Genomic DNA, 21,964 nt, shown 5'->3' with positions numbered 1-21,964 from the left:
GGGTCATTGTTTCTAATCATGCAAATTCAGAAGGAAAGGGAGTTTGATGATGGGGAAAAAGCTGTTGGGCATGATCTTTATCTCTTTCGTTGTATGCGCTTTCGTATTTGTCTTTCAGCCGGGCGATGTTAGAGCGGATGCCGCCACTCCGGATGTAGGTTATGTGATGGACGAGGATTTCTCGTTCTTGTCAGCCTTGACGCCAGGGAACAGTCAGCCGTCCGGGTGGGATGTTCGCGCTGCAGGAGGGGCGCTAGTCTCCCTGTATAACACGAATTTCAAAATCAGCGATACGAGCACGGTACTGCCCGTTTCGATGAAGAAGAAGTTTGTTTCGCAAAGCGCAGGCCAGCTGACCATGGAATTTCGGATTAAGCCTTTGTCAGTCATTGACGGCTTGAAATGGCAGTTGCTCAGCGATGAGGTCGCAGGCGTGAGCTTAATTACACAAAACAATATGCTTAGTCTGGAAACGTCTCCAACCACTGTGCTTCCCTTGCAAACCTATGCGGCGAACATCGAGTATGGGATTAAGATCGACATCAATCTGAACACGCATACCACAGATGTGTACATCAATGGCGTAAAAAAGGCGAACGGGGCTGCTTTCAAGAATACAGTCTCAAATCTGAACCAGTTTCAAGTGCAAACCGGCGATGCCTCCATGGGGGATTTCTATTTTGGTCCTTTGAAAATTTATAAAGGGTACGCCGTGAATGAGCGGCTCATATCAGTCGTTGACGGCGGTGCGATTCCGCAGGATTGGACGGCGGTTACGTCAGGCGGCGCAATTACGGTTGCCAGCATGCTTAGTTCCCCGCAGCCGGATATCAACAGCATGAAGCTGAACGCGGCTAGCAGCACCGGCAGTATGAGTCTGTCGAAAGCGATATCGCCAATGGCGGATAACTTTACCTATGATTTCAAAGTTCTATACAAGCAGAAAGCGGATGGATTGGATGCTGAGCTGAAAAGCGGAACGACGAGCGTTATCAAACTAACGACGGCTGGCGATGATTTGGCTTATGTCAACGGCAGCGGGCAACCTGTCTCGCTGGATTACAAGTATTTAGCGAATCTGTGGACGCATATTCAGATTAAAGTGAACTGGGCGACCGCTTCAGCGGATATCTACATCAATGATAAGCGCAGAGCGCAAGGTGTGGCGCTGGCCCCGGGCGCGGTTTCCGTCGACACTCTCAAGTTCACCACCTCCTCTTCGTATCGCGGAGAAATGTGGCTGGATGACATTCTCATGTATAAAACGGAACCGCTCCCCGCCGACTATGTGCCGGCTCCCCAAGCGGTCAGTAAGGGCGAGAATGCTCCGGTTGTAGGCGTCCAAAGCTGCCCGATGTGGCGGGAAGGCCATCACCTAGGCTGGGATATGATTCAGCCTTACCCGGATCGGACGCCTCTGCTAGGGTTCTACGACGAAGGCAGCCCGGAGACGGCGGATTGGGAGACGAAATGGCTGATCGATCATGGCATCAATTTCCAGATGTCCTGCTGGTTCAGGCCCCTTGGCGGAGACACCAATCGGATGCCGATTAAAGATTCGTATTTATCGCATGCGTTGGATAACGGATATTTTAATAGCCAATATAGCGATCAGATCAATTTCGCGATTATGTTTGAAAACCTCAATTCCAAGGTCAAGGATGCTGAAGATTTCCGAACGAATCTCATTCCGTACTGGATTGAATATTATTTTAAAGATCCGCGTTATTTGAAGATCGATGGTAAACCTGTTTTCACGATCTACAATTATGACGAGTTATACAATGCTTTTAAAGGCAGCGATGGCAGCGATCATGTGAAGGATGAGCTGGATAACTTTCGAAGCGAAGTGGTAAAAGCGGGGCTTCCGGGTATTATCCTGCTGAACGTGTATAACGGGACGGACCCCCAGCAGTTGGCTAAACGCAAAGCTGCTGGTTTTGATGGGGTGTATGCATATTCCTGGGGCTCCTTTGGCGGACATCCAGAGTTTCAAAAGCTGAAGATGACGCAAGAGAGGGATGCCGGCGCCATCGATATTATCCCCGGTTTAAGCATGGGCAGAGATGATACAGCTTGGGGCTTGAACTTCGGTTATTATGCGACGCCGTCGGAATTCCAATCCTTGGCGCAGTGGACGAAGATTAGCTTCATGCCTTCGCTGCCGGCAGGCAGCCTGGGCAAAAAGCTGGTTATGCTGGACAACTGGAATGAGTTCGGAGAAGGCCATTTCATTATGCCTGCTGGGCTGGCCGGCTTTGGCTACGTGGACGCCATTCGCAATGTATTTGGCGACGGCGCGTCGCATACCGATAGCGTGCCGACGCAAGCCCAGAAGGATCGGATTAATACCCTGTATCCCGCGGGGAGAGTGGTTCCTAATCTAAACCAACCCCAGCCGGTGATGACCAACGTCTACGGGAACATGTGGGAGTTCAATACCCCAGGAGATGCGGAGGGCTGGACAGTCGAGAAGCAGATTGTGGGCGTGACTGTGCAAGACGGCACTTTTTCTGGCCAAACGAACAATACCGATCCCGGCATTCGCTCCGCAGACCACCTCGGGATTAAGGCGGAGGATATTCCTTATCTCGTTATTCGCATGAAGAACGGGACGAACGACATCGACGGCCGCTTCTTCTTTACGACAGAGGCGGATGGGACCTGGAATGAAGCCAAAGCCGTCGGCTTTTATGTGAACCCGCTGGATAACGGGTATACGGAATACGTGATTGAAGCGTGGCGAAACAAGAATTGGACGGGAACCATCCGGCAATTACGCATCGATCCGACTTCATCCGTCGGGCCAATCAGTATTGATTACATTCGAACGATTTACTCGCCGCAGCCCGGTATTCGGACTTTTATAGACGGCACGTACAAACCGTTCAGCCAACCGGCTCTTCTGCAGGACGGCATCGTAATGATGCCTATGAAAGAGACCTACCTGCAAATCGGGGCGAAGCCGGAATGGGATCCATCGAATGATACCTTGATTGCCGTGAAGGATAACGTTGTTTATCGACTGAAGGTTGGCGCTAGCGTTGCCTATAAGGGAAGCCAAGCGATTACGTTAGAACATGCGCCCGTCAAGCTTGCGAACGGAACCGTAATGGCGCCGCTCAGCTATCTTCATCAGGCCTTTGGCGCAATTGCCAAATGGGATGCGGCTACGCAAATAGTGAATGTGTATCCAACGGCGATCACCTGGGATTTTACGACGAGCAGCGGTTGGACGGCCAACAGTCAGATCGCGAATCCTGTCGTTGCGAATGGTGTCTTCAGCGGAACTTCAAACGGGATTTCGGGAAGCGTCCAACCAGCGATTCTTTCACCGGATAATTTGGAATTTCCAGCTTCGGATATTAGGCGGATTCGCGTCCGAATGAACAACATGACAGGCGGAGACGGGGCGAAAATTTATTTTACGACGACCTCGGATAGCACTTGGAATGAGGCGAAAATGCTCTCGTCTTATATCCTACCGAACGATGCCGTCTATCGGGAATATGTTTTCGATACGTCAAGCCTCGCTGCGTGGACGGGGACGATTAAACAGCTTCAAGTGGTGCCAACGACGGCTTCCGGAGCCTTCAATCTGGATTCCGTTCAATTGGAAATTACGCCGACGGTTGCTATCAAGGGAGATAATCTGATTGCTGATCCCGGATTTGAGGGAAGTCAAACATCACAGTTCTCCATGTCAGATGCGACGTTTGTCAAAGATCCGAGTCAGTTTCATAGCGGTCATCAGTCGGTAAAAATCACCAAAACGACGCGTTACGGAGGCATTAAATTCCCAGTAAATGTGGAAAAAGGAAAGCCTTATACGTACTCTGCATGGGCGAAGTTGGCGGGAGGTGCGACAACGAACGAACCGCTGAGACTCGGGCTTCAGTATAATCTGGACGGTGGGCCTCCCAAACAATTCATTATGTTTACAAGCACTGGCTTAAAGGCGGGCGATTGGACGCAGGTCGAAGGCACTTATACCATTCAGGAATCAGGAGTCGTCTCGAACGTTCTGATGTTCCTCTACACGGAGTACAATAATCCGGGCAGCGTTTATTTTGTCGATGACGTTGCGGTTAAACCGATCACGGATTCGGGAAGCCCGGCATGGGTTCATCCATCGAGTGTCAGCTTGGGTGTGACGTCACTCACGGTAGGCGTTGGTAAAACGAAGGCATTGATTCCTGTATTCACACCAGCGAATGTCAGCAACAAAGAATTAATTTGGCGTTCGAGCAATCCGGGTGTCGCAACGGTGGATGTGAATGGCATGGTGTATGGCGCAAGCTTGGGCACAGCAACTGTAACAGCAACAACGGTAGATGGCGGAAAAGTGGCATCCGTGCTCGTCACCGTCGATTCAACGGTTGCGGTTACGGGGGTGTCGCTAACACCGACTTCACTCAGCTTGCCGCTCGGCGCTCAGCAAACGCTTGTCCCGACGGTAACACCGGCCAATGCAACGAATAAGCTCATCAAATGGGAATCCGTGAATCCGATTGTGGCGGTCGTCGCTGCCGACGGAACGGTTACTGGCGTGGGCACAGGGACGACGCAAATTAAAGCAACCTCGGACGATTCGGGCATCCAAGCCATCGCAACGATTAACGTAACAACACCGACGAACGTGGTGAAAGGCACCAACCTTATTGTAGATCCGGGCATGGAAGGCAGTACATTAGCGGCTCCTAACTACGCTTATCTCGCCGTGCCTTCGCTGACTTCGGCGGAATATCATTCGGGCCAGCAATCCTTGCTGCTGACGAAATCTGATCGATACGGAGGCGTTAAATTTCCTGTCCCACTTGAAAAAGGCAAACCCTATTCCTATTCAGCCTGGGCGAAACTCGCATCCGGTTCTACCACAACCGAGACAATTAGGATCGGCTTGCAATATAAGGTAGACGGTAATCCTACGCCTAAGCAGTATATTATGTTCATCAGTCAACCCCTAAGTTCTACAGAATGGAAGCAAGTGCAAGGGAGTCTCATGATTAATGAAACGGGTGTTGTAACCGAAACGACCATGTTTTTATACACGGAAATTCCAGGTGCCGGCAATCCTTTTTATGTCGATGATGTGGAAGTCAGACCGCTAACTGTGGATAATGTCCCGCCCGTTACGAGTCATGATGCTACTTCCGGTTGGGTAACGACGGATCAAGTCGTTCATCTAACGGCCACCGATGGGGAAAGCGGCGTCGCTGGGACGTTCTACAGCTTGGATCATGGGGGCTATACAAGCGGAACTACCGTGTCGATTGCAGGGGAAGGCGTGCATACGCTGGATTTCTACAGCAAGGATGTGGCCGGCAATCAGGAAGCGACGCAAACGGTAAGCGTCCGTATCGACGGAACGGCGCCAGTCACGACGGCTGTCGTCCAGCCGTCAACGCCGGACGGACCAAGCGGTACCTACGTCAGCCCTGTTATGGTCACATTAAGCGCTTCGGATACCGCGTCTGGCGTTACGCAGGTCGTCTATAGCGTGAATAACGGCGTGACATGGACGCCTTATGCCGCTGCGCTCACCTTTGAAAAGCAGGGGGCCTATACGCTCCTATACCGAGCAACCGACGTAGCGGGCAATAGCGAGACAGCCAAGAGCGTAAGCTTCAATCTTGCCGCTTCAACGGTGAAGGTTCAGCTCAAGGACAGTGCCGGAAATCCGTTAAACGGCGGAGTAGTCAAATACTACGATGGCAGTTGGAAAGATTTTGGCGTAACGGATGCCCTGGGAACTGTAAGTAAGTCCTTGCAGGATAAAAGCTATACCTTTGGCATCACGTTCGAGGGAACGTATAAAGAGATTGTACAAAATACGGGAACAGACGCTGTCGTTGTCTTTCAGACCGTCAAGGCCAAGGTGCAGTTGAAGGATAGTCTGGGGAATCCGCTCGACACTGGTACGGTGAAGTATTATGCCGGAAGCTGGCGGACCATTGGCAATACAACCGGAGGCGAGATCAGCAAGGAGGTTCTGCCTAGCTCCTATACCTTTGGCCTGACGTATGGGGGAAGATATAAGGAGATCGTACAGAATACGGGAACAGACCCCGTTGTCGTATTTCAGACGGTCAAGGTTACGCTACAGCTGAAGGACAGCCAAGGGAATCTGTTAGACGCTGGTGTGGCATCCTACTACGCGGGAAGTTGGCAGCCGATTGGCGCTACAACAGGCGGAGGCGTCAGCAAGGAATTATTGCCGGGTTCTTATACGTTTGGCATGACTTACAATGGGACTTACAGAGAGATCGTCAAAGATATATCCACAGATCCAACAGTTGTATTTCAATTCTAAAAAGAAGATGGAAAGCCTCCCCTTTATGGGGAGGCACATCATACAAACAAAGGAGATTGCATGGTGACCAAGATAAAAGTAGGTATTATCGGTGTAGGAGAAGTCGCGCAAATGGTTCATTTGCCGATTCTGGATTCCTTATCTGAGCTGTATGAGATGGTGGCATTTTGTGATATTTCACCGAAGCTGTTAGCCAAGATCGGTGAGAAATATCGGGTTAAGCAATTATTTCTAAACTACAATGAGATGCTTGAACAGTGTGAGCTGGATGCTGTTTTTGTGCTGAATCATATGGATTATCATACGGAATGTACGATTGCGGCACTTAACAGGAACGTACACGTATTTGTAGAGAAGCCGATGTGCTGTACCCAACGTGAGGTTCATGAGATTATTCAAGCGCGTGACGCTTCAAGCGCACATGTCATGGTCGGTTATATGAGACGGTTTGCTCCCGCTTATCTGCGGGCGATTGAAGAGGTCAAGTCCTTGGGACCGATTATCTATGCCCGCGTGCGGGATATCATCGGCCCTAATCAGTTCTTCACGCGTCAATCCAGCCCGGTCTTTCGTTTCGATGATATCCCATCATCAGCTGCACAGGAACGCAAGGAGCGGACCGCCAGACTCATGAAAGAGGCAATTGGCGAAGTGTCAGATGAGATGTATGCAGCCTATGGCCTGCTGCTCGGACTAAACAGCCATGACATTTCGGCGATGAGAGAGCTAATCGGGATGCCGATCGGGGTGAAAGCAGCCTCCTCTTGGCTGGGCGGAAGATTCAAGAATGCCATCTTTGAATATGAGGGTTTTAACGTGACTTTTGAGACGGGGATCGATCAACAAGGTAGATTCGATGCGCATATCGAGGTCTATGGCGAGAACAAGTCCGTCCTTATCCAGTACGATACCCCGTATATCCGGCAGCTGCCAACGACATTGCATATCAATGAGACGAGCGGGGACAATTTTAATCAATCAACGGCTCGAACGACCTACAAGGATGCTTATGTGTATGAGTTGGAATATTTCCATGAAGTCGTCACGAAGAGGATGCCGCCGAAGACGACACCAGAGGATTATTTGCAGGATCTCATGATCTTTCAAATGATCATGGATGCAATTCAGCAGGAATAATCCGCATAGACAATAAAATAACCCGCTCATCATGGGTGAGCGGGTCATTTTTCGGTTTATGTTGAAGTCCGAACACATTTCACTTCGATTTCTCCTAAAGGTAATTTGTAAGGAGGGGAATAAATTGTAACGATTCTTGTTTCACCAGGGAGAAGATCAAAGTAATGGTCACTTAAACGAATATCGTCCGGTACGAGAAGATGTACGGCATGACAATACGTTTCTGCTTTGAGGTGTACAAGGATAGAATCTTTTTGTGGAACAATTTCTTGAATGCCTACTTGGGCTTCTGGAAGCGAAAGACTTCGAAAATCGGCTTGCCTAAGAATCGCAGGAAGAATACCGCGAGGATCCCCACAAGATTCAGGGATAACCGCTATCACGCCGTCTTCGGCGGTGGGAAGAAGAAATCGATGGATGATTCCCCGGGAACGTGCTGGAATGACGACATCTGCATACTCCGTGTTTCGAATACGGCCATCGTATGATAAGAAGCCACATTCCAATTTCTCAAGGATGGGCAGAGAGGTTTCGTTGATCGCCGTCACTTCAACGTATCCCGCATGTTGCCTTACAACTAACTTTATCGGCTGAAAAGCCCGTTTAACCGCATAGTAGGCGATCTTCCGACGAAGGTAATAATCTACGACACTCCAGCCGACTTCCCCCCAACAATCATTAAACATCCAGAATAAAGCGCCGGAGCATTGGCTATTCCTTCGCAGTGATTCTAACGAATACCCATACATAAGTCCCTGACACAGTCCGGCGTACAAGAGATACGCCTCTAAGCTTAATTCGCCGTCCGCTTTATAATGTTTGCGGATCCCTGCAATTACAGTATCTTTCTCGAACGTATTGGTATGAAGTGACCATACGCTTCCTTCCGTACGGATCGTTTCGCTCCCCAAATATTGGGCGACACTTGAAAACGTGCTAGGTCCGATATAGCCATATTCCGATACGAACTTTGACGTTACTTCATCATAAACCTCCGGTGTTATTCGTCTTACCATGTCGGGACTCATGGTCGCTTCACCCCAATGATGTCGATCCCCCATGGCATTCTCGTTCGGATGCGTGCCGCCATAGGGAGAGCTATTCCAATAAGGGATTGACGGGGAGTTGCGATGAACAATTTGAGGGGCAAGCTCGTTATAGAGGAAGGCCCCCCCATAAAAGTGCGGGTGCCGGGAATCCGTCCACCACTCGGCAAACCCCCAATGGTTCTCATTGTTTCCGCACCATAAAGCTAAGGAGGGATGGTTCCGCAGTCGTCGAGTTTGGTAATCCATCTCCTTAGATACTTCTTCCCTGAACCAAGATAGATGATCGGGATATTTCCCGCAGGTAAACATGAAATCATGCCAGATCAGCAAGCCGAACTCATCACATTTGTCGTAAAAGATCTTACGCTCATAAATCCCGCCACCCCAAACGCGAAGCATCGAAAAATGAGCTTCACGGGCCTCCTCGAGCAAAGCTGTATATTTGTCATCGCTGACGCGAGCTACAATGGAATCAGCCGGTACCCAATTCGCTCCCTTACAGAACATCGGTACCCCATTGACTTCAAAGGTAAACTGGCGCTCTACCTCATCGGGATTTCCTGCTATACGTTCCGTATTCAGATGAATCGTTCGAATTCCGATCCGGAACGGAGGGTATTCTGAGATATACTCGCCTATTATTAATTCAGCCTCCACCCTATACAGGGGCTGATCTCCCATTCCGTTGGGCCACCACAGCTTCACGTGTGGGATGGGGATCTCGATCGTCACATATTGGATCCCGGAGCGAAGGCAAAGCTTTCTCAGAGTCGCATGCTCCAAGGAGCCATCAGGGCGGAAGAGGGATAGCGTAAGTTCACCCTCTCTTGTCTCATAGGGGTGAAATTGTTTGATTTCCACTTCAAATCGTACTCGCGCTACGGGGTCCAAAGCTACCGTTTCCGCTTTAATTCCAGTGATCTCGGCAACGGAAGTTCCTTCTAACCAGATTTCCCCTGGGATCCCACATGTCGCAACCCGAGGCGCCCAATCCCATCCATACACAAACTGGGCTTTGCGAACGTTGGAGCGGCGTTCGTCGCCTCGTTTTCCTATTGCGCTGTTCTCTATGAGGAACAAGGAGCCCTCCGTCATAGCGATCTCTTGCTCTGAAACATGCTCAAGTCCGGATGTGACTCTAATAAGAAGCTCGTTGTTAGTGAGCGAGAGCATTTCTTTGATATTTGTAAGGAAGGGGTAGAATGCGCTGCGATGATGTCCAAGATGGACTCGATTCAACCAAATATCCGCTTCGCAATCCAGAGACTCGATGCATAAAGTCACCCTTTCCTCATTCAACATGTCTAGGCTGACATCGAATGTTTTGGCAAACCACCACGACTTTTTTTCCGTCCATTCGCTGTCCCAACAATGTTCTCCAACGAGAGGCTCCTTAATGACGTTGTTCTCGATAAGGGGAACGTGGATATCACAAGGGAGCGAAGCAACGTCGAACCATCCTGTTTGTTTATTGAAAATCTTGAATGACTGCTCTGGACTAACGGACAGGTCCTCATAGGTGAGACGCCAGTCCTGATTGAGAGATTGTCTCATTGTAGTTCCTCCTACTGATCGATCTGAGATTACGATACCAAAAACAGGAGAAAAACTCTTCATTTCCACTGATATATATTGAACTGTAATGATCTGTAAGGGGGGCACGAGGAATGCTTATACTCCATGCAAATGAAATCTTGGGAAAGGAATTGGATGCTCTTATCCTTTACCATAAAAATTTCCGGTATTGGTCCATTCCACATGCCCACGATTTTTACGAAATTTTTCTTGTCATCAAAGGGAGCGTCTGCCACGTGGTCAATGGTCAAAGCGAGCAATTAGATGAAGGGGCCTTGGTCTTTATTCGACCAGACGATCAGCATAGTTTTGAAGCGATCCATGATGAAAAAGTAGAGCTGCTAAATATGAATCTGCGTGACGAGCTTATTCTCGAGATTTTCGCTTTTTTAGGTCCGGGCTTTCCTTCTATTCCATTATTACATGCCAAAATGCCCCCTGTCCGTTATCTTTCTGCTGAGCAAGCCAGGGCGTTCATCCATCAATGTAGGGATATTTGGACGATCGTTCGTACCGATCAAGCTCAAATGAACAGTATGACACGCGGCTTGCTCGCAAGTCTCTTCACGCGAGCGTTTACCGAACAGCAAGATGGTGCTGCTTATGACAAAGCTCCGGGTTGGCTCAGAGAACTTCATGATCATGCAACGAAAAACGAGGTTTTCTTGAGCGGTGTGAATGCGTTGTATCAATCCGCCCCTTGTTCTCCCGAGCACGTTGCACGATGTTGGAAAAAGTATTATCAAGTGACCCCTACGCACTGGATCAATGAACAACGGCTTGCCTATGCGGCCGATCTTATCGAACATAGTGACTTGGACATTTTGGGTATTTGTTTGCACTGCGGCTTTGGAAGTCTTAGTTACTTTTATCGATTATTTAAGGAACGGTTTTTCTGCACCCCCATTGCGTATAGAGAAAAACACGGCAAACTCGACTTCGATTAGAGTTAGATTTTTATCTTGTTAAATGTTTGAAATTAACATAGTATAATGTTATAAACGATAATTTATTTGAGGAGATGAGCAGCTTGTTGAAACCACGTTTGAACCGCATGTTCAGTGAACAAGGGAAATGCTTCGATGTAGCGATTGATCACGGCTTTTTTAATGAGGTATCGTTTTTGACGGGAATTTCGGACATGAAGGCGGCTGTCGACACGGTCGTACAAGCGGGGCCGGATTGCATCCAGCTCAGCGTCGGTCAAGCAAGGCATTTGCAATCGATCCCAGGCAGCAGGAAGCCTGGTTTGGTCTTGCGCACGGATGCCGCCAACATCTATGGCAACATGCTCCCGCGTTACTTGTTCAGCGAACTCATTGACAAGGCAATTGAACATGCTGTGCGGATGGACGCGGTGGCGGTATGCGTGAACTTGCTTATGCTGCCGAACCAGCCGGAACTTCATCATCAGTGTGTGAAAAATGTGACCCTCCTCAAAACGGAGTGCGAGAAGTACGGCATGCCGCTCATGGTGGAGCCGCTGGTTATGCTCGGGAATGAGGCCAAAGGCGGGTACATGGTTGACGGCGATAGGGATAAAATCATGCCGCTCGTCCGGCAGGCCGTGGAGCTAGGCGCGGATGTCATTAAAGCGGACCCGTGCGATCATGTGGAGGAGTATCACCGGATCATTGAAGTGGCCTCCGGCATTCCTGTGCTCGTTCGCGGCGGCGGCAGAGCAAGCGACGAAGAGATTATGAGCCGTACGGTGGAATTGATGAAACAGGGAGCCTCCGGCATTGTATACGGGCGCAACGTGATTCAGCATCCCAATCCGGCGGGCATGACGAAAGCGCTGATGTCGATCGTTCACCATGGCGCTTCGGAAGATCAGGCGCTGTCCATTTTGAACACACAAGATTAGGGGGCGAGTTGCCATGGCCAGACAAACGGTACGTTTCGGAGTGATCGGCTGCGGCTTGATGGGCAAAGAGTTTGCCAGCGCGGCTGCCAGATGGTGTCACCTCACAGATCTGAGCTTTGAACCGCGTATTGTAGCGGTATGCGATGCCATCCCGACGGCTACGGAGTGGTTTCAGAAAAATGTTCCCAGCGTGGAGTACGTCTATAGCGACTATAAAGAGCTGCTGGCGAACCCGGATGTCGATGCGATTTACTGCGCAGTCCCGCATCATTTGCACGCGCAACTCTATATCGATATTATCCAGGCGGGCAAGCACTTGCTCGGGGAAAAGCCGTTTGGCATTGATCTCGAAGCAAATAGGGCCATTATGGCGGCCATTGATCAGAACCCTCAGGTCATCGTCCGCAGCTCATCGGAGTTTCCCTTTTTTCCAGGCGCGCAGCAGCTTGTGCAGTGGGTGCAGGAAGAGAAGTTCGGCCGGATCATCGAGGTAGAGGCGGGTTTCTGGCATTCCAGTGATTTGGACCCGACGAAGGTGATCAATTGGAAAAGGAAAGTCGCATCGAACGGCGAATACGGCTGTATGGGCGACCTCGGTCTGCACGTGCTGCATCTTCCGCTGCGGTTTGGCTGGAAGCCAGACACGGTCAGGGCGTTATTGTCCAAAATCGTGCCGCAGCGGCCCGACGGGAAGGGCGGCATGGCGCCTTGCGAGACTTGGGATAACGCGATTCTCGCTTGTGAGGTCAAGACGGATGGACAGCAATTCCCCATGATCCTGTCCACGAAACGGATTGCGCCGGGACATGCCAATACGTGGTTTATTCGCGTAACGGGCACCGACTTCTCCGCCGAATTTACAACGAAGAATCCGAAGCGGATTGCTTCGCTGCCTTATACGCCGGGCGGTGTGCAAGCTTGGCATGTGGCGGATGCGCCTTACCAATCGGCATATGGGACGATCACGGGCGGCATTTTTGAATTTGGCTTTTCCGATTCCATCTTACAGATGTGGGCGGCGTTCTGTGATGAGTTGGCCAACGGCCGGGACGGCATGCGCCAGCCGTTTTATTGCGCGACGCCGGAAGAAGCGGCGGACAGTCACCGCCTGTTCACGGCAGCCCTGGCATCGGGCCGAACAGGGAGCACGATTACGCTTAGGTGGGAGGAGTAACGTTGAGCAGCCAAGTTGAGATCATCGTCGCCGGACATATATGCCTCGATATTATACCTACGATTCATGAGAAAAAATCCGGATTGGACGCCCTGCTTATTCCCGGCAAGCTGGTCGACATCGGACCTGCTGTGATCGCGACAGGCGGCGCTGTTTCGAATACCGGGATTGCGCTGCACCGGTTAGGCAATCGGGTGTCGCTTAAGGGCAAAATCGGCTCCGACCAGTTCGGGGAAGCGATTCTGTCCATCCTTCGGTCGCAAGCTGCCTCGCTCGGGGATGGGATGATCGTGGCACAGGGGGAGAGCAGCTCCTACACGATTGTCATTTCCCCACCGCATATCGACCGGATCTTTTTGCATGCGACAGGGGCCAATGATACGTACTCGGCGGATGACTTGCAGCTGGAGGACTTACAGGGGGCGCGGCTGTTTCACTTCGGCTATCCACCGCTCATGCGCAGCATGTATGTGAACGAGGGGGCGGAATTGGCACGTTTACTCCGCAAGGTCAAAGAGGCAGGGCTCACCGTGTCGATGGACCTGGCGAAGCCTGACCCGGAATCCCCGGCTGGACAGGCGGATTGGCTGGCGATTTTGACGAAAGCGCTCCCGTATGTGGATGTGTTCATGCCCAGCTTTGAAGAAATCTTGTTCATGCTGCGGCGGGGCCTGTTCGAAGAACTGCTGTGCCAGGAACCTTCCGGCAATTTGCTCAGGTGGGCTAGCGGGGAGCTGCTTGCCGAGTTGTCCGGACAATTGCTCCACATGGGGGCAGCCGTGGTCGGCATTAAGTTAGGGGAATACGGCTTGTATCTGCGTACCACGACGGACAGCGAGCGGTTGCTTCGGATGGGCGCTTGTACGCCGGAGGCTGGGCTGCTGAATCAATGGCTTGGCTGTGAAATGCTCACGCCCTGCTATGAAGTGGAAGTCGTCGGCACGACGGGCGCCGGCGATTGCACAATTGCAGGCTTCCTGTCCGGGCTTGTCCGCGGCATGACGCCTGAAGACGCGCTGCAAGCTGCCATAGCGGTGGGCGCTTGCAATGTCGAACGGGCTGATGCCACGGGCGGCATTCCTCCTTGGGATCACGTGCTTGCCCGCATTGCGCAGGGATGGGCGAAACGCGACTCGGAGCTGTCTTTGGAGGGCTGGCAGCAGCGCTGTGACGGCATGTGGACGGGGCCACATCATCAACATTTGGCAAAGGATGTGTAGGGACATGAAAGATGAGCAAATCCTGGCCGCTCGCCGGCGCGCGGTAAAGAAACTGGCTGCTGCCGGTATTCAGTTGACCGATGTGGAACAAGCGAATGTGGAAGTGGCTGATTTTGGACTAGGCGAACTAGAGCTTCAAGGTCTGGAAATTGTAACTTATGTAAATAATGACCGCTATTGCGCCAAAGAGCTCGTGTTATTTCCGCGCCAAACCTGTCCCGAACATTTACATCCACCTGTCGGTGATGAGCCGGGCAAAATGGAAACGTTTCGCTGCCGTGCAGGAGTTGTGTATTTGTACGTCGAAGGTAAGGCGACATCGGCAATCGCAGCTCAGGTGCCGCCCGGCAGTGAGGCGCACTACACGGTATTCCATGAAGTCGCGCTGCGCCCGGGTGAGCAATATACGATCATGCCTGGCATCAAGCATTGGTTTCAGGCAGGCGACGCGGGGGCTATCGTCTCCGAGTTTTCCAGCACGAGCAGGGATGAATTCGATCTGTTTACCGACCCTCGGATCGCCCGTATGGCGAATTTATAATGATATATCACGAACTTGCGGAGGATTTTCATGTCAACGATACCCTTGAACCCACGTCAGCAGCAAATTTTGGAACGGATGGCTTTGGACGGCGAAGTGAAGCTGGTCGAGCTAAAAGCGATGTTCGACGTGACGGAAATGACGCTGCGCAGAGACTTGGAGAAGCTGGAGTTGGCAGGGCTGTTGAGGCGTACATTTGGCGGCGCTATCCTCATAGGCAACGATATTGCGCTGAAAGACCGCACCGGGGTGATGATGGAGGAGAAAATGCGGATGGGCCAGCGGGCAGCGGCCAGTCTGCAGGAGGGTGAATCCGTGTTCATCGACGGAGGCTCTACGACCCTGCAGATTGCCCGCTTCCTGCAACCCGAAATGGACATCACCGTCATCACCAATGCGCTGAACATCGCGACGGAACTGCTGAACAAGCAAATTCCAACGATCGTGGTTGGCGGCATGCTTGTGAACCGGACGGCTACGATGGTCGGACCGATGACCGCGTCATGGCTGGGCACGATGGCGATCGACCGCGTCTTTGTCGGGACGACGGGATTATCGGTCAAGCACGGCTTCAGCAATTCCAACATGCATGAAACCGAGATCAAGCGGCTTGTCATCCGGCAGGCTGCGGAAGTGAACGTGATAATGGATCATACGAAGCTAGGCATGAAGGATTTGTTTTCTTTTGCTACGATTGGTGAGGTAGACCGCTTGTTTACGGACCGTGAGCCGGAAGGTGAGCTGGCCGCTGCTTTGCGGAAGGAATCGGTGGATCTGGTTGTTTGTTAGCCGCTGCGATACGTCCGTGGGGAAACCTGATACACCTTCTTGAAGGCTCGGCTAAAATAGTGCACACTGGCAAATCCCGTCCGGTCAGCGATCTCCTGCATGGACAGTCGGGTCGACTTCAGCAGTTCGGCTGCCTTGGCGAGACGGATTTCCAACATGCGGTCCACGAGCGTTTTGCCGGAGAGCCGCTTGTACGTGCGGGCCAGATGGCCGTAGCTCATGTGTAGGGAGGCCGCTAATTCCGCAGCATGCCATTTAACCTTGTAATAATCCTCCAAATAGATGTCGACTTTGCGCAGGAGCGCTGCATCGGTATGCGACCCCGGCGCTGGATGACGGGGCTCGGCGTGCTGCAGCTCGCAAAGGGCAAGGACGATTTTGAATGCGCTAAGTCGCAGGCTTAAAGGGGAGGCGCCGCGGCTGCATTCGTCAAGAAGCGTATGGAAAAGGGAGGTAATGCCATGGTTGTCCGTGTAAACCCCCGGTTGCCAGGCAGCCAGCTTGGCGATACGCCCAGCCAGTGAATCGGTCTCTTCACAAGCAGAATCTTGGATTCGCCATCTTAAGCAAACGCCGCGGTGCGGGCGGTCCGGCACATACCGGTGGGCATGCACTTGGCCCGGCGGTACGACGATAAAATCGCCGGCGTTCATCTCCAGCATGCTGCTCTCAAAGCTCGTGAACATCGTTCCCTCGAACACCACATTCATCTCATACCACGTATGCGTATGCAAGGGAACCCCGGCTGCGCCTGCGGGATACTCCAGCAAGACTTCAATAAACTCAATGGTAGCGCCGTTTAGCGTCAGACAGCCGCTGACATCGGCCGGCTGTCCGGCCAAGGTATCCGGTGTATGCATCGTCCCCATGAGATGTTCCCCCATCTTTTTGCGCGTTATTAGGAATGCGTTCTCATCACTATACCACCCAAGCGATCATAATTGTGCAAAAATCTGTGATTTCCGTGAATGTGCCAACGCGGTTCTACCCTCCATAATAGAGAAAAAAGGAGGAATTCCGTCATGAAGAAGCTTCACTTAATCAGCAACGCCCATCTGGACCCCGTGTGGCAGTGGGAGTGGGAAGAAGGAGCGGCTGCAGCAGTGTCCACGTTCCGGGCAGCAGCGTCGTTCTGCGAGGAGTGGGACGGTTACGTTTTTAATCACAATGAAGCGTTGTTATACAGGTGGATCGAGGAATATGAGCCTGCGCTCTTTGAGCGCATTCAAAGGCTTGCCCGGGAAGGAAAATGGCACATTATGGGCGGCTGGTATTTGCAGCCGGATTGCAATATGCCCTCCGGTGAGTCCATGGTCCGGCATATGCTGTATGGACGGACGTATTTTCATGAGAAGTTCGGCCAAACGCCGACGACGGCCATTAATTTCGATTCGTTCGGCCACTCGCGGGGACTCGTGCAAATTATGCGGCAAGCCGGATTCGATTCGTACTTGTTCATGCGGCCGGATGGCCGGGTGGCGGGGCCGGCGCAAGATTTTGTGTGGGTTGGCTTTGACGGGTCGGAGCTGCTCGCGCATCAAATCAACAACGGCTACAATTCCTTGCTGGGTGAGGCTCGGACAAAGGTGGAGCGGTGGCTGGAGGAGCACCCGGACCAGGCGCTCAGCATGGTGCTGTGGGGCGTTGGCAACCATGGCGGCGGGCCGTCGCGCGCAGACTTGAAGCAATTGGGAGAGCTGGCTGCCGAGCAAGCAGGAGCGGTGGAGATTGTGCATTCGACGCCAGAGCAGTACTTTGCTGAGCTTAGGGCTCATGTGAATGAGCTGCCTCGCTTAGAGAACGACCTCAATCCGCGTTTTGTCGGCTGTTACACGTCGATGATTCGCATCAAGAGGGGCCACCGCAAACTGGAGAATGAACTGTTTCTGACGGAAAAAATGCTGTCCGCCGCCGCGCTCAGCGGGTTGCTGAGCTATCCGAAGGTCGAGCTGTCCGAGGCGTTCCATGACTTGATGCTCAGCCAGTTCCATGATATTTTGCCCGGCTCGTCCGTGCAGCCTGCTGAGGAAGCTTCACTTCGGCTGATCGACCATGGGCTTGAGATTGCTTCCCGGCTAAAAGCCAGGGCATTCTTTGCGCTGGCCGCAGGACAGCCGGAGATGGCGGAGGGCGAGTACCCGATTCTTGTGTACAACCCGCATCCGTATCCAATCCGCGGTGTGTTTGCCTGCGAGTTTATGCTCGCCGACCAGAACTGGAAGGATGAGCATTCGCTGCCGGTTGTATATCAGGACGGCGTGCGCATCCCTTCCCAAGGGGAGAAGGAGCACAGCAACCTGAGTCTGGATTGGCGGAAGCGGGTCGTTTTTGAAGCGGAGCTGGCGCCATTCGCGATGAACCGCTTCGCGTGCCGGATTGAGCTGCTGCCGGCCAAGCCGAAGCCTGAGCTTGCGGAACGGGATGGATATTTAACCTTTCATAGCGACAAGCTTGGTGTCAAGATCAACACGCACACGGGGCTTCTCGATGCCTATGAGGTGAATGGCGTGAGCATGCTGGCGGGCGGCGCCTTTCTACCTGTTGTCGTCGCGGACAACGAAGATCCTTGGCGCATGGATACGAATCGTTTCGAGCCTGACATCGGCGCGTTTCGTTTGATGGACCCGGGAGCGGGAACCGATTTTTCCGGGGTGAAAAACGTGCTGCTGCCCTCCGTGCGCGTCATTGAGGACGGCGAGGTGCGCACCGTCATCGAAGCTCTGCTCGAATACGGCCGCTCCGTCGTCATCCTGACCTATAAGCTGCCGAAGCGAGGCACGCAGGTTGAGGTCAGCGTGCGCGTGTTCTGGAACGAAAAGGACAAAATGCTGAAGCTGTCGCTGCCGACACTGTTGGAGGAGCCAAGCTATGCAGGGCAAACGATCTATGGCGTGCAGCCGCTGCCGCAGGACGGAACAGAGGCGGTGGCGCAGCGATGGACCGCGCTGGTGTCACACCAAGCGGACGCGGCGGTCACGCTGATCAACGACGGCATCTATGGGTCCGATTGCCGCGGGGCTACGCTGCGTCCGACGCTGCTGCGCAGTGCGGGCTATACGGCGCATCCGATTCTGGACCGCCCGCTCATGCCGAGCGACCGCTTCTCGCCGCGGATCGATCAAGGCGAGCGTCAATTTACGTTCTGGTTGAATGCGGGTCCCGCTCAAGCGCGCATGGCGCTGGTCGACCGCGAAGCGCAGGCGCTGGCCGAACGGCCGTATGCCTTGTCGTTCTGCCCCAGCGGGCAAGGCCAGCTGCCGCAAGTTCCTTTCGTGTTGGACAACGAGGCGGTTGCGGTCACAGCCTTCAAACTGGCCGAGGACGGCGACGGGTATATCGTGCGGCTGTTTGAACCGACAGGTCAAGCGCGGACGGCCGAACTACGTTTCCCCGCACACGAAGCCGTGCATTTGCTTGCGTTTAAGCCCTTTGAGGTAAAGACGCTGCGCGTGAAGCCGCACGAGGACGTGGTGCTGGAAAGTCCATTAATGGAGAGGTAAGGAGGAAGGAGGATTTGTATGAACGTTCACAGGTGCTGGCAGGTGGTGTTCCCGAATGGGGGACCGACAAGTGCTTGCGCCGGCACGCGAAAAATTCATCTGCCGTTATATGAAGCGGAAATGGGTGTCATGCCTGGGCATGACCATGTGGTCATCGACACCGACTTTGGGCGAATCGGGATACTAATTTGCCACGATCAAGAGTTTCCCGAATCTGCAAGGATCTTGGCGCTTCAAGGAGCGGAAGTCATTTTTATCCCAACGATCGGAAATGGCTTATTGCAGACAAGAGCGCGGGCTCGCGATAATGGACTGCATGTGGTCGTGGCCGGCTGCGGAGGCGGAGCTAACGCCAGTCGAGTTATTGATCCTAACGGTGAACTGATTGGCTATGTAGAGGACGAGGAGATGGGGGTTTGTGCTGCGGATCTCTATTTAGATCAACGGTTGTATAAGTACTGGCTGTCGGTCGGTCCAGGACGTGGAGAACCGCGCAGCTTGTATACCAAAGAAAGAAGACCTGAGACTTACCTGGATTTACTATAACTCGTACGTTGTGGAGGCTGTGAAGGATGGACGTCGTGGATCGTAGAGAAGAATTGCTGGGACTGCTGGGCAGGCTGCCGTCGCGAACGAAGCCGATTCAAGCGCAACTGTTGGAGGAACAAGAGCATCGTTCATATATCTTGGAGAAACTCGTATTGGACTTGAATGACCGCGAGCCGGTTCCGGCTTACTTTTTGCGCGCCAAGCATGCAACCCCCCATACGCCGGTCATGCTCTACAACCACTCGCATGGCGGGCGATACGCGGCCGGCAAAGAGGAACTGCTGTCCCCCGCCCCTTACATGTATGCCAAATCCTATGCCGAGAGTCTCACGGAATTAGGCTTCTCTGTGTTAGCTATTGACGCTTGGGCGTTTGGGGAGCGTAGCAGCCGCAGCGAGGCGACCATCTTCAAGGAACTGCTCTGGCAGGGCCGAACGATGTGGGGCATGATGGTGTTTGACAGCCTTCGCGCTGTCGACTATCTCGTCTCTCGCGCTGACGTCGATCCCGCAAGGATTGGCACACTAGGGATGTCGATGGGGAGTACGATGTCTTGGTGGCTCGCAGCATTGGACCCGCGGATTCAAGTGACAGTGGACATCTGCTGCCTGACCGATTTTGAGACGCTATTGGAAGAAGGCGGAATTGATCGGCATGGGTTATTTTACTACGTACCCGATTTACTGAATCATTTTACAACAGCGCAAATTAATGCCTTGATAGCTCCGCGCCCCCATTTGAGCTTGGCTGGAAACCTTGATCCGCTGACCCCGGTGAAAGGGTTGGACAAAATCGATCACGAGTTAAGAAGCGTCTATACTCAATTGCATGCTTCCGAATCCTGGAGGTTATCAAGGTACGATGTTGCCCATCTGGAGACGAAGGCGATGCGTGATGAAGTTATTGCGTACTTGCAAGCATGGTTAGATAAATGAGTGAAGGATTAATCGTATCACAATTGGTCTTGATTCGGAAAGTCGGGTCATACTTTGGAATTTACGGGAAATATGAAGGTGCAGTCTTCTCTCAAGATTTTGAGAAAACTGCACTTTTTTTTATTGTGATAAAAACTAAACGTGAGCTATTCTGCACATTAAATCATTACGATCACTGAAAAAAATGAATACTTGGAAATTGCGTGCTTGCTAAATCACCCGCCATGTAAGGGTTTTCAAGGTTAAGTGAAAGAAGTTAAATGAGTACGATAGCCTGTAACGAGACGGATAACGTATCATACGAGGTATCACCCCATACCATTTCAGTCAGGAGGAAATCGAGTGCAGCAACCCTTGGAAGCTAAAATGCAAAGAGCGGGATTAAGCGCATTGAAACGTTCGCAGCTCGTACGAGATCTCTTAAGAGATCGATGGATGTATCTACTACTATTTCCTGGGATCTTGTATTTCGTCGTATTTAAATATGTACCGATGCTTGGTCTAGTCATGGCGTTTCAGGACTACAAGCCTTTTACCGGATTTATGAACAGTCCATGGGTAGGCTTTAAACACTTTGAACGTTTTTTTATGGAGCCCCAATTCTGGTCACTATTTCGAAATACTTTGCTGTTAGCCATCTATAATTTAGTCTTCTTTTTTCCGCTTCCGATTGTATTAGCCCTCATGATTAATGAAGCGAGAAGGGAGATGTTCAAACGAATTGTTCAAACCCTCCTTTATTTGCCGCATTTCATATCGTGGGTCGTCGCTGTCGGTATATTTTATGTCCTATTTACGACAGAGGGTGGCGTCGTGAATGAATTGCTTGTGCGCTTTGGGTTTGAGAAAATTCCGTTTATGCTAAGCGAGGAATGGTTCAGACCGATGATCATTAGTCAGTCGATCTGGAAAGAGGCAGGTTGGGGGACGATTATCTTTTTAGCCGCTTTATCTGGGGTCGATTTGCAATTATATGAAGCCGCTCGGATGGATGGGGCTGGTCGGTGGCGTCAGCTCTGGCACATCACGATTCCTGCTATCCGCAGTACGATTGTGATCCTGTTTATTCTAAGACTGGGAAGCTTCCTGGATACAGGTTTTGAGCATATCTTTCTGATGTTGAACTCTATGAACCGGGAAGTAGGCGAAGTGTTCGATACTTATGTGTATATGAAGGGATTAACTCAGGCTCAGTATAGTTACAGTGCTGCAGTTGGTTTGTTCAAATCGTTAGTTGGACTGGTACTTGTGCTCGGCGCGAATCGGCTAGCGAAGAAGTTTGGCGAAGAAGGCGTTTATTAGGAGGTGAACTTAT

At 51.9% G+C, this 21,964-nt stretch carries 14 protein-coding genes; 12 read left to right on the top strand and 2 right to left on the bottom strand.

The annotated features are described in order from the left end of the window. Positions 1–46: 46 nt before the first annotated feature. Positions 47–6,313: an OmpL47-type beta-barrel domain-containing protein gene (locus tag EJQ19_RS08645; protein WP_126140804.1), complete on the top strand. Its 6,267-nt coding sequence runs from the start codon at positions 47–49 to the stop codon at positions 6,311–6,313. Between the two features lie 60 nt (positions 6,314–6,373). After that, entirely contained in the window at positions 6,374–7,450 is a 1,077-nt protein-coding gene (locus EJQ19_RS08640; RefSeq protein WP_126140803.1) for a Gfo/Idh/MocA family protein, read from the top strand. Between the two features lie 56 nt (positions 7,451–7,506). On the opposite strand, the gene EJQ19_RS08635 is transcribed toward EJQ19_RS08640, so the two are convergent. Then, positions 7,507–10,053 (bottom strand): glycoside hydrolase family 2 protein, encoded by a 2,547-nt coding sequence (locus EJQ19_RS08635; RefSeq protein WP_164716387.1) that lies wholly within the window; start codon positions 10,051–10,053, stop codon positions 7,507–7,509. A gap of 113 nt (positions 10,054–10,166) precedes the next feature. Between EJQ19_RS08635 and EJQ19_RS08630 the strand changes: the two genes are divergently transcribed. The 6 genes from EJQ19_RS08630 to EJQ19_RS08605 all read left to right on the top strand — a co-directional run bounded on the left by EJQ19_RS08630 (position 10,167) and on the right by EJQ19_RS08605 (position 15,665). After that, positions 10,167–11,021 carry an AraC family transcriptional regulator gene (locus EJQ19_RS08630; protein ID WP_126140801.1) on the top strand — a complete coding sequence of 285 codons (855 nt, stop codon included), beginning with the start codon at positions 10,167–10,169 and terminating at the stop codon, positions 11,019–11,021. Between the two features lie 83 nt (positions 11,022–11,104). Next, a complete protein-coding gene (locus EJQ19_RS08625) occupies positions 11,105–11,941 on the top strand; it encodes a class I fructose-bisphosphate aldolase (protein ID WP_126140800.1) in 837 nt (278 codons plus the stop codon). A 13-nt stretch (positions 11,942–11,954) separates the two neighbouring features. Then, positions 11,955–13,115 carry a Gfo/Idh/MocA family protein gene (locus EJQ19_RS08620; RefSeq protein WP_126140799.1) on the top strand — a complete coding sequence of 387 codons (1,161 nt, stop codon included), beginning with the start codon at positions 11,955–11,957 and terminating at the stop codon, positions 13,113–13,115. A 2-nt stretch (positions 13,116–13,117) separates the two neighbouring features. Beyond that, on the top strand, positions 13,118–14,335 hold the full coding sequence (locus tag EJQ19_RS08615) for a carbohydrate kinase family protein (RefSeq protein ID WP_126140798.1): 1,218 nt from the start codon (positions 13,118–13,120) through the stop codon (positions 14,333–14,335). 4 nt (positions 14,336–14,339) lie between these two features. Next, entirely contained in the window at positions 14,340–14,876 is a 537-nt protein-coding gene (locus EJQ19_RS08610; protein ID WP_126140797.1) for a D-lyxose/D-mannose family sugar isomerase, read from the top strand. 30 nt (positions 14,877–14,906) lie between these two features. Beyond that, entirely contained in the window at positions 14,907–15,665 is a 759-nt protein-coding gene (locus EJQ19_RS08605) for a DeoR/GlpR family DNA-binding transcription regulator (protein WP_126140796.1), read from the top strand. Here EJQ19_RS08605 and EJQ19_RS08600 read toward each other — a convergent pair. Continuing rightward, the gene (locus EJQ19_RS08600; RefSeq protein ID WP_164716385.1) at positions 15,662–16,534 is read right to left on the bottom strand and encodes a helix-turn-helix transcriptional regulator; all 873 of its coding nucleotides are present in this window, start codon (positions 16,532–16,534) and stop codon (positions 15,662–15,664) included. The two genes, EJQ19_RS08605 and EJQ19_RS08600, sit on opposite strands and share 4 nt — an antisense overlap. Before the next feature lie 153 nt (positions 16,535–16,687). Here EJQ19_RS08600 and EJQ19_RS08595 point away from each other — a divergent pair, with 153 nt between their 5' ends. The 4 genes from EJQ19_RS08595 (at position 16,688) to EJQ19_RS08580 (ending at position 21,951) form a co-directional block, all read left to right on the top strand. Continuing rightward, complete coding sequence (locus EJQ19_RS08595; RefSeq protein ID WP_126140794.1) at positions 16,688–19,165, top strand: glycoside hydrolase family 38 N-terminal domain-containing protein; 2,478 nt, start codon at positions 16,688–16,690, stop codon at positions 19,163–19,165. Positions 19,166–19,183: 18 nt separating this feature from the next. Then, positions 19,184–19,711, top strand: coding sequence for a carbon-nitrogen hydrolase family protein (locus EJQ19_RS08590; RefSeq protein WP_126140793.1), 528 nt, complete (start codon positions 19,184–19,186; stop codon positions 19,709–19,711). 26 nt (positions 19,712–19,737) lie between these two features. Further along, positions 19,738–20,649 (top strand): dienelactone hydrolase family protein, encoded by a 912-nt coding sequence (locus EJQ19_RS08585; protein ID WP_126140792.1) that lies wholly within the window; start codon positions 19,738–19,740, stop codon positions 20,647–20,649. 366 nt (positions 20,650–21,015) lie between these two features. After that, complete coding sequence (locus EJQ19_RS08580; RefSeq protein WP_126140881.1) at positions 21,016–21,951, top strand: ABC transporter permease; 936 nt, start codon at positions 21,016–21,018, stop codon at positions 21,949–21,951. The last annotated feature ends 13 nt before the right edge of the window (positions 21,952–21,964 follow it).

The sequence above is a fragment of the Paenibacillus whitsoniae genome (assembly GCF_003955665.1).
Lineage (GTDB): Bacteria > Bacillota > Bacilli > Paenibacillales > NBRC-103111 > Paenibacillus_E > Paenibacillus_E whitsoniae.
The sequence above is the reverse complement of the archived record's forward strand: the minus strand, read 5'-3'. Positions and strand labels throughout refer to the sequence as shown.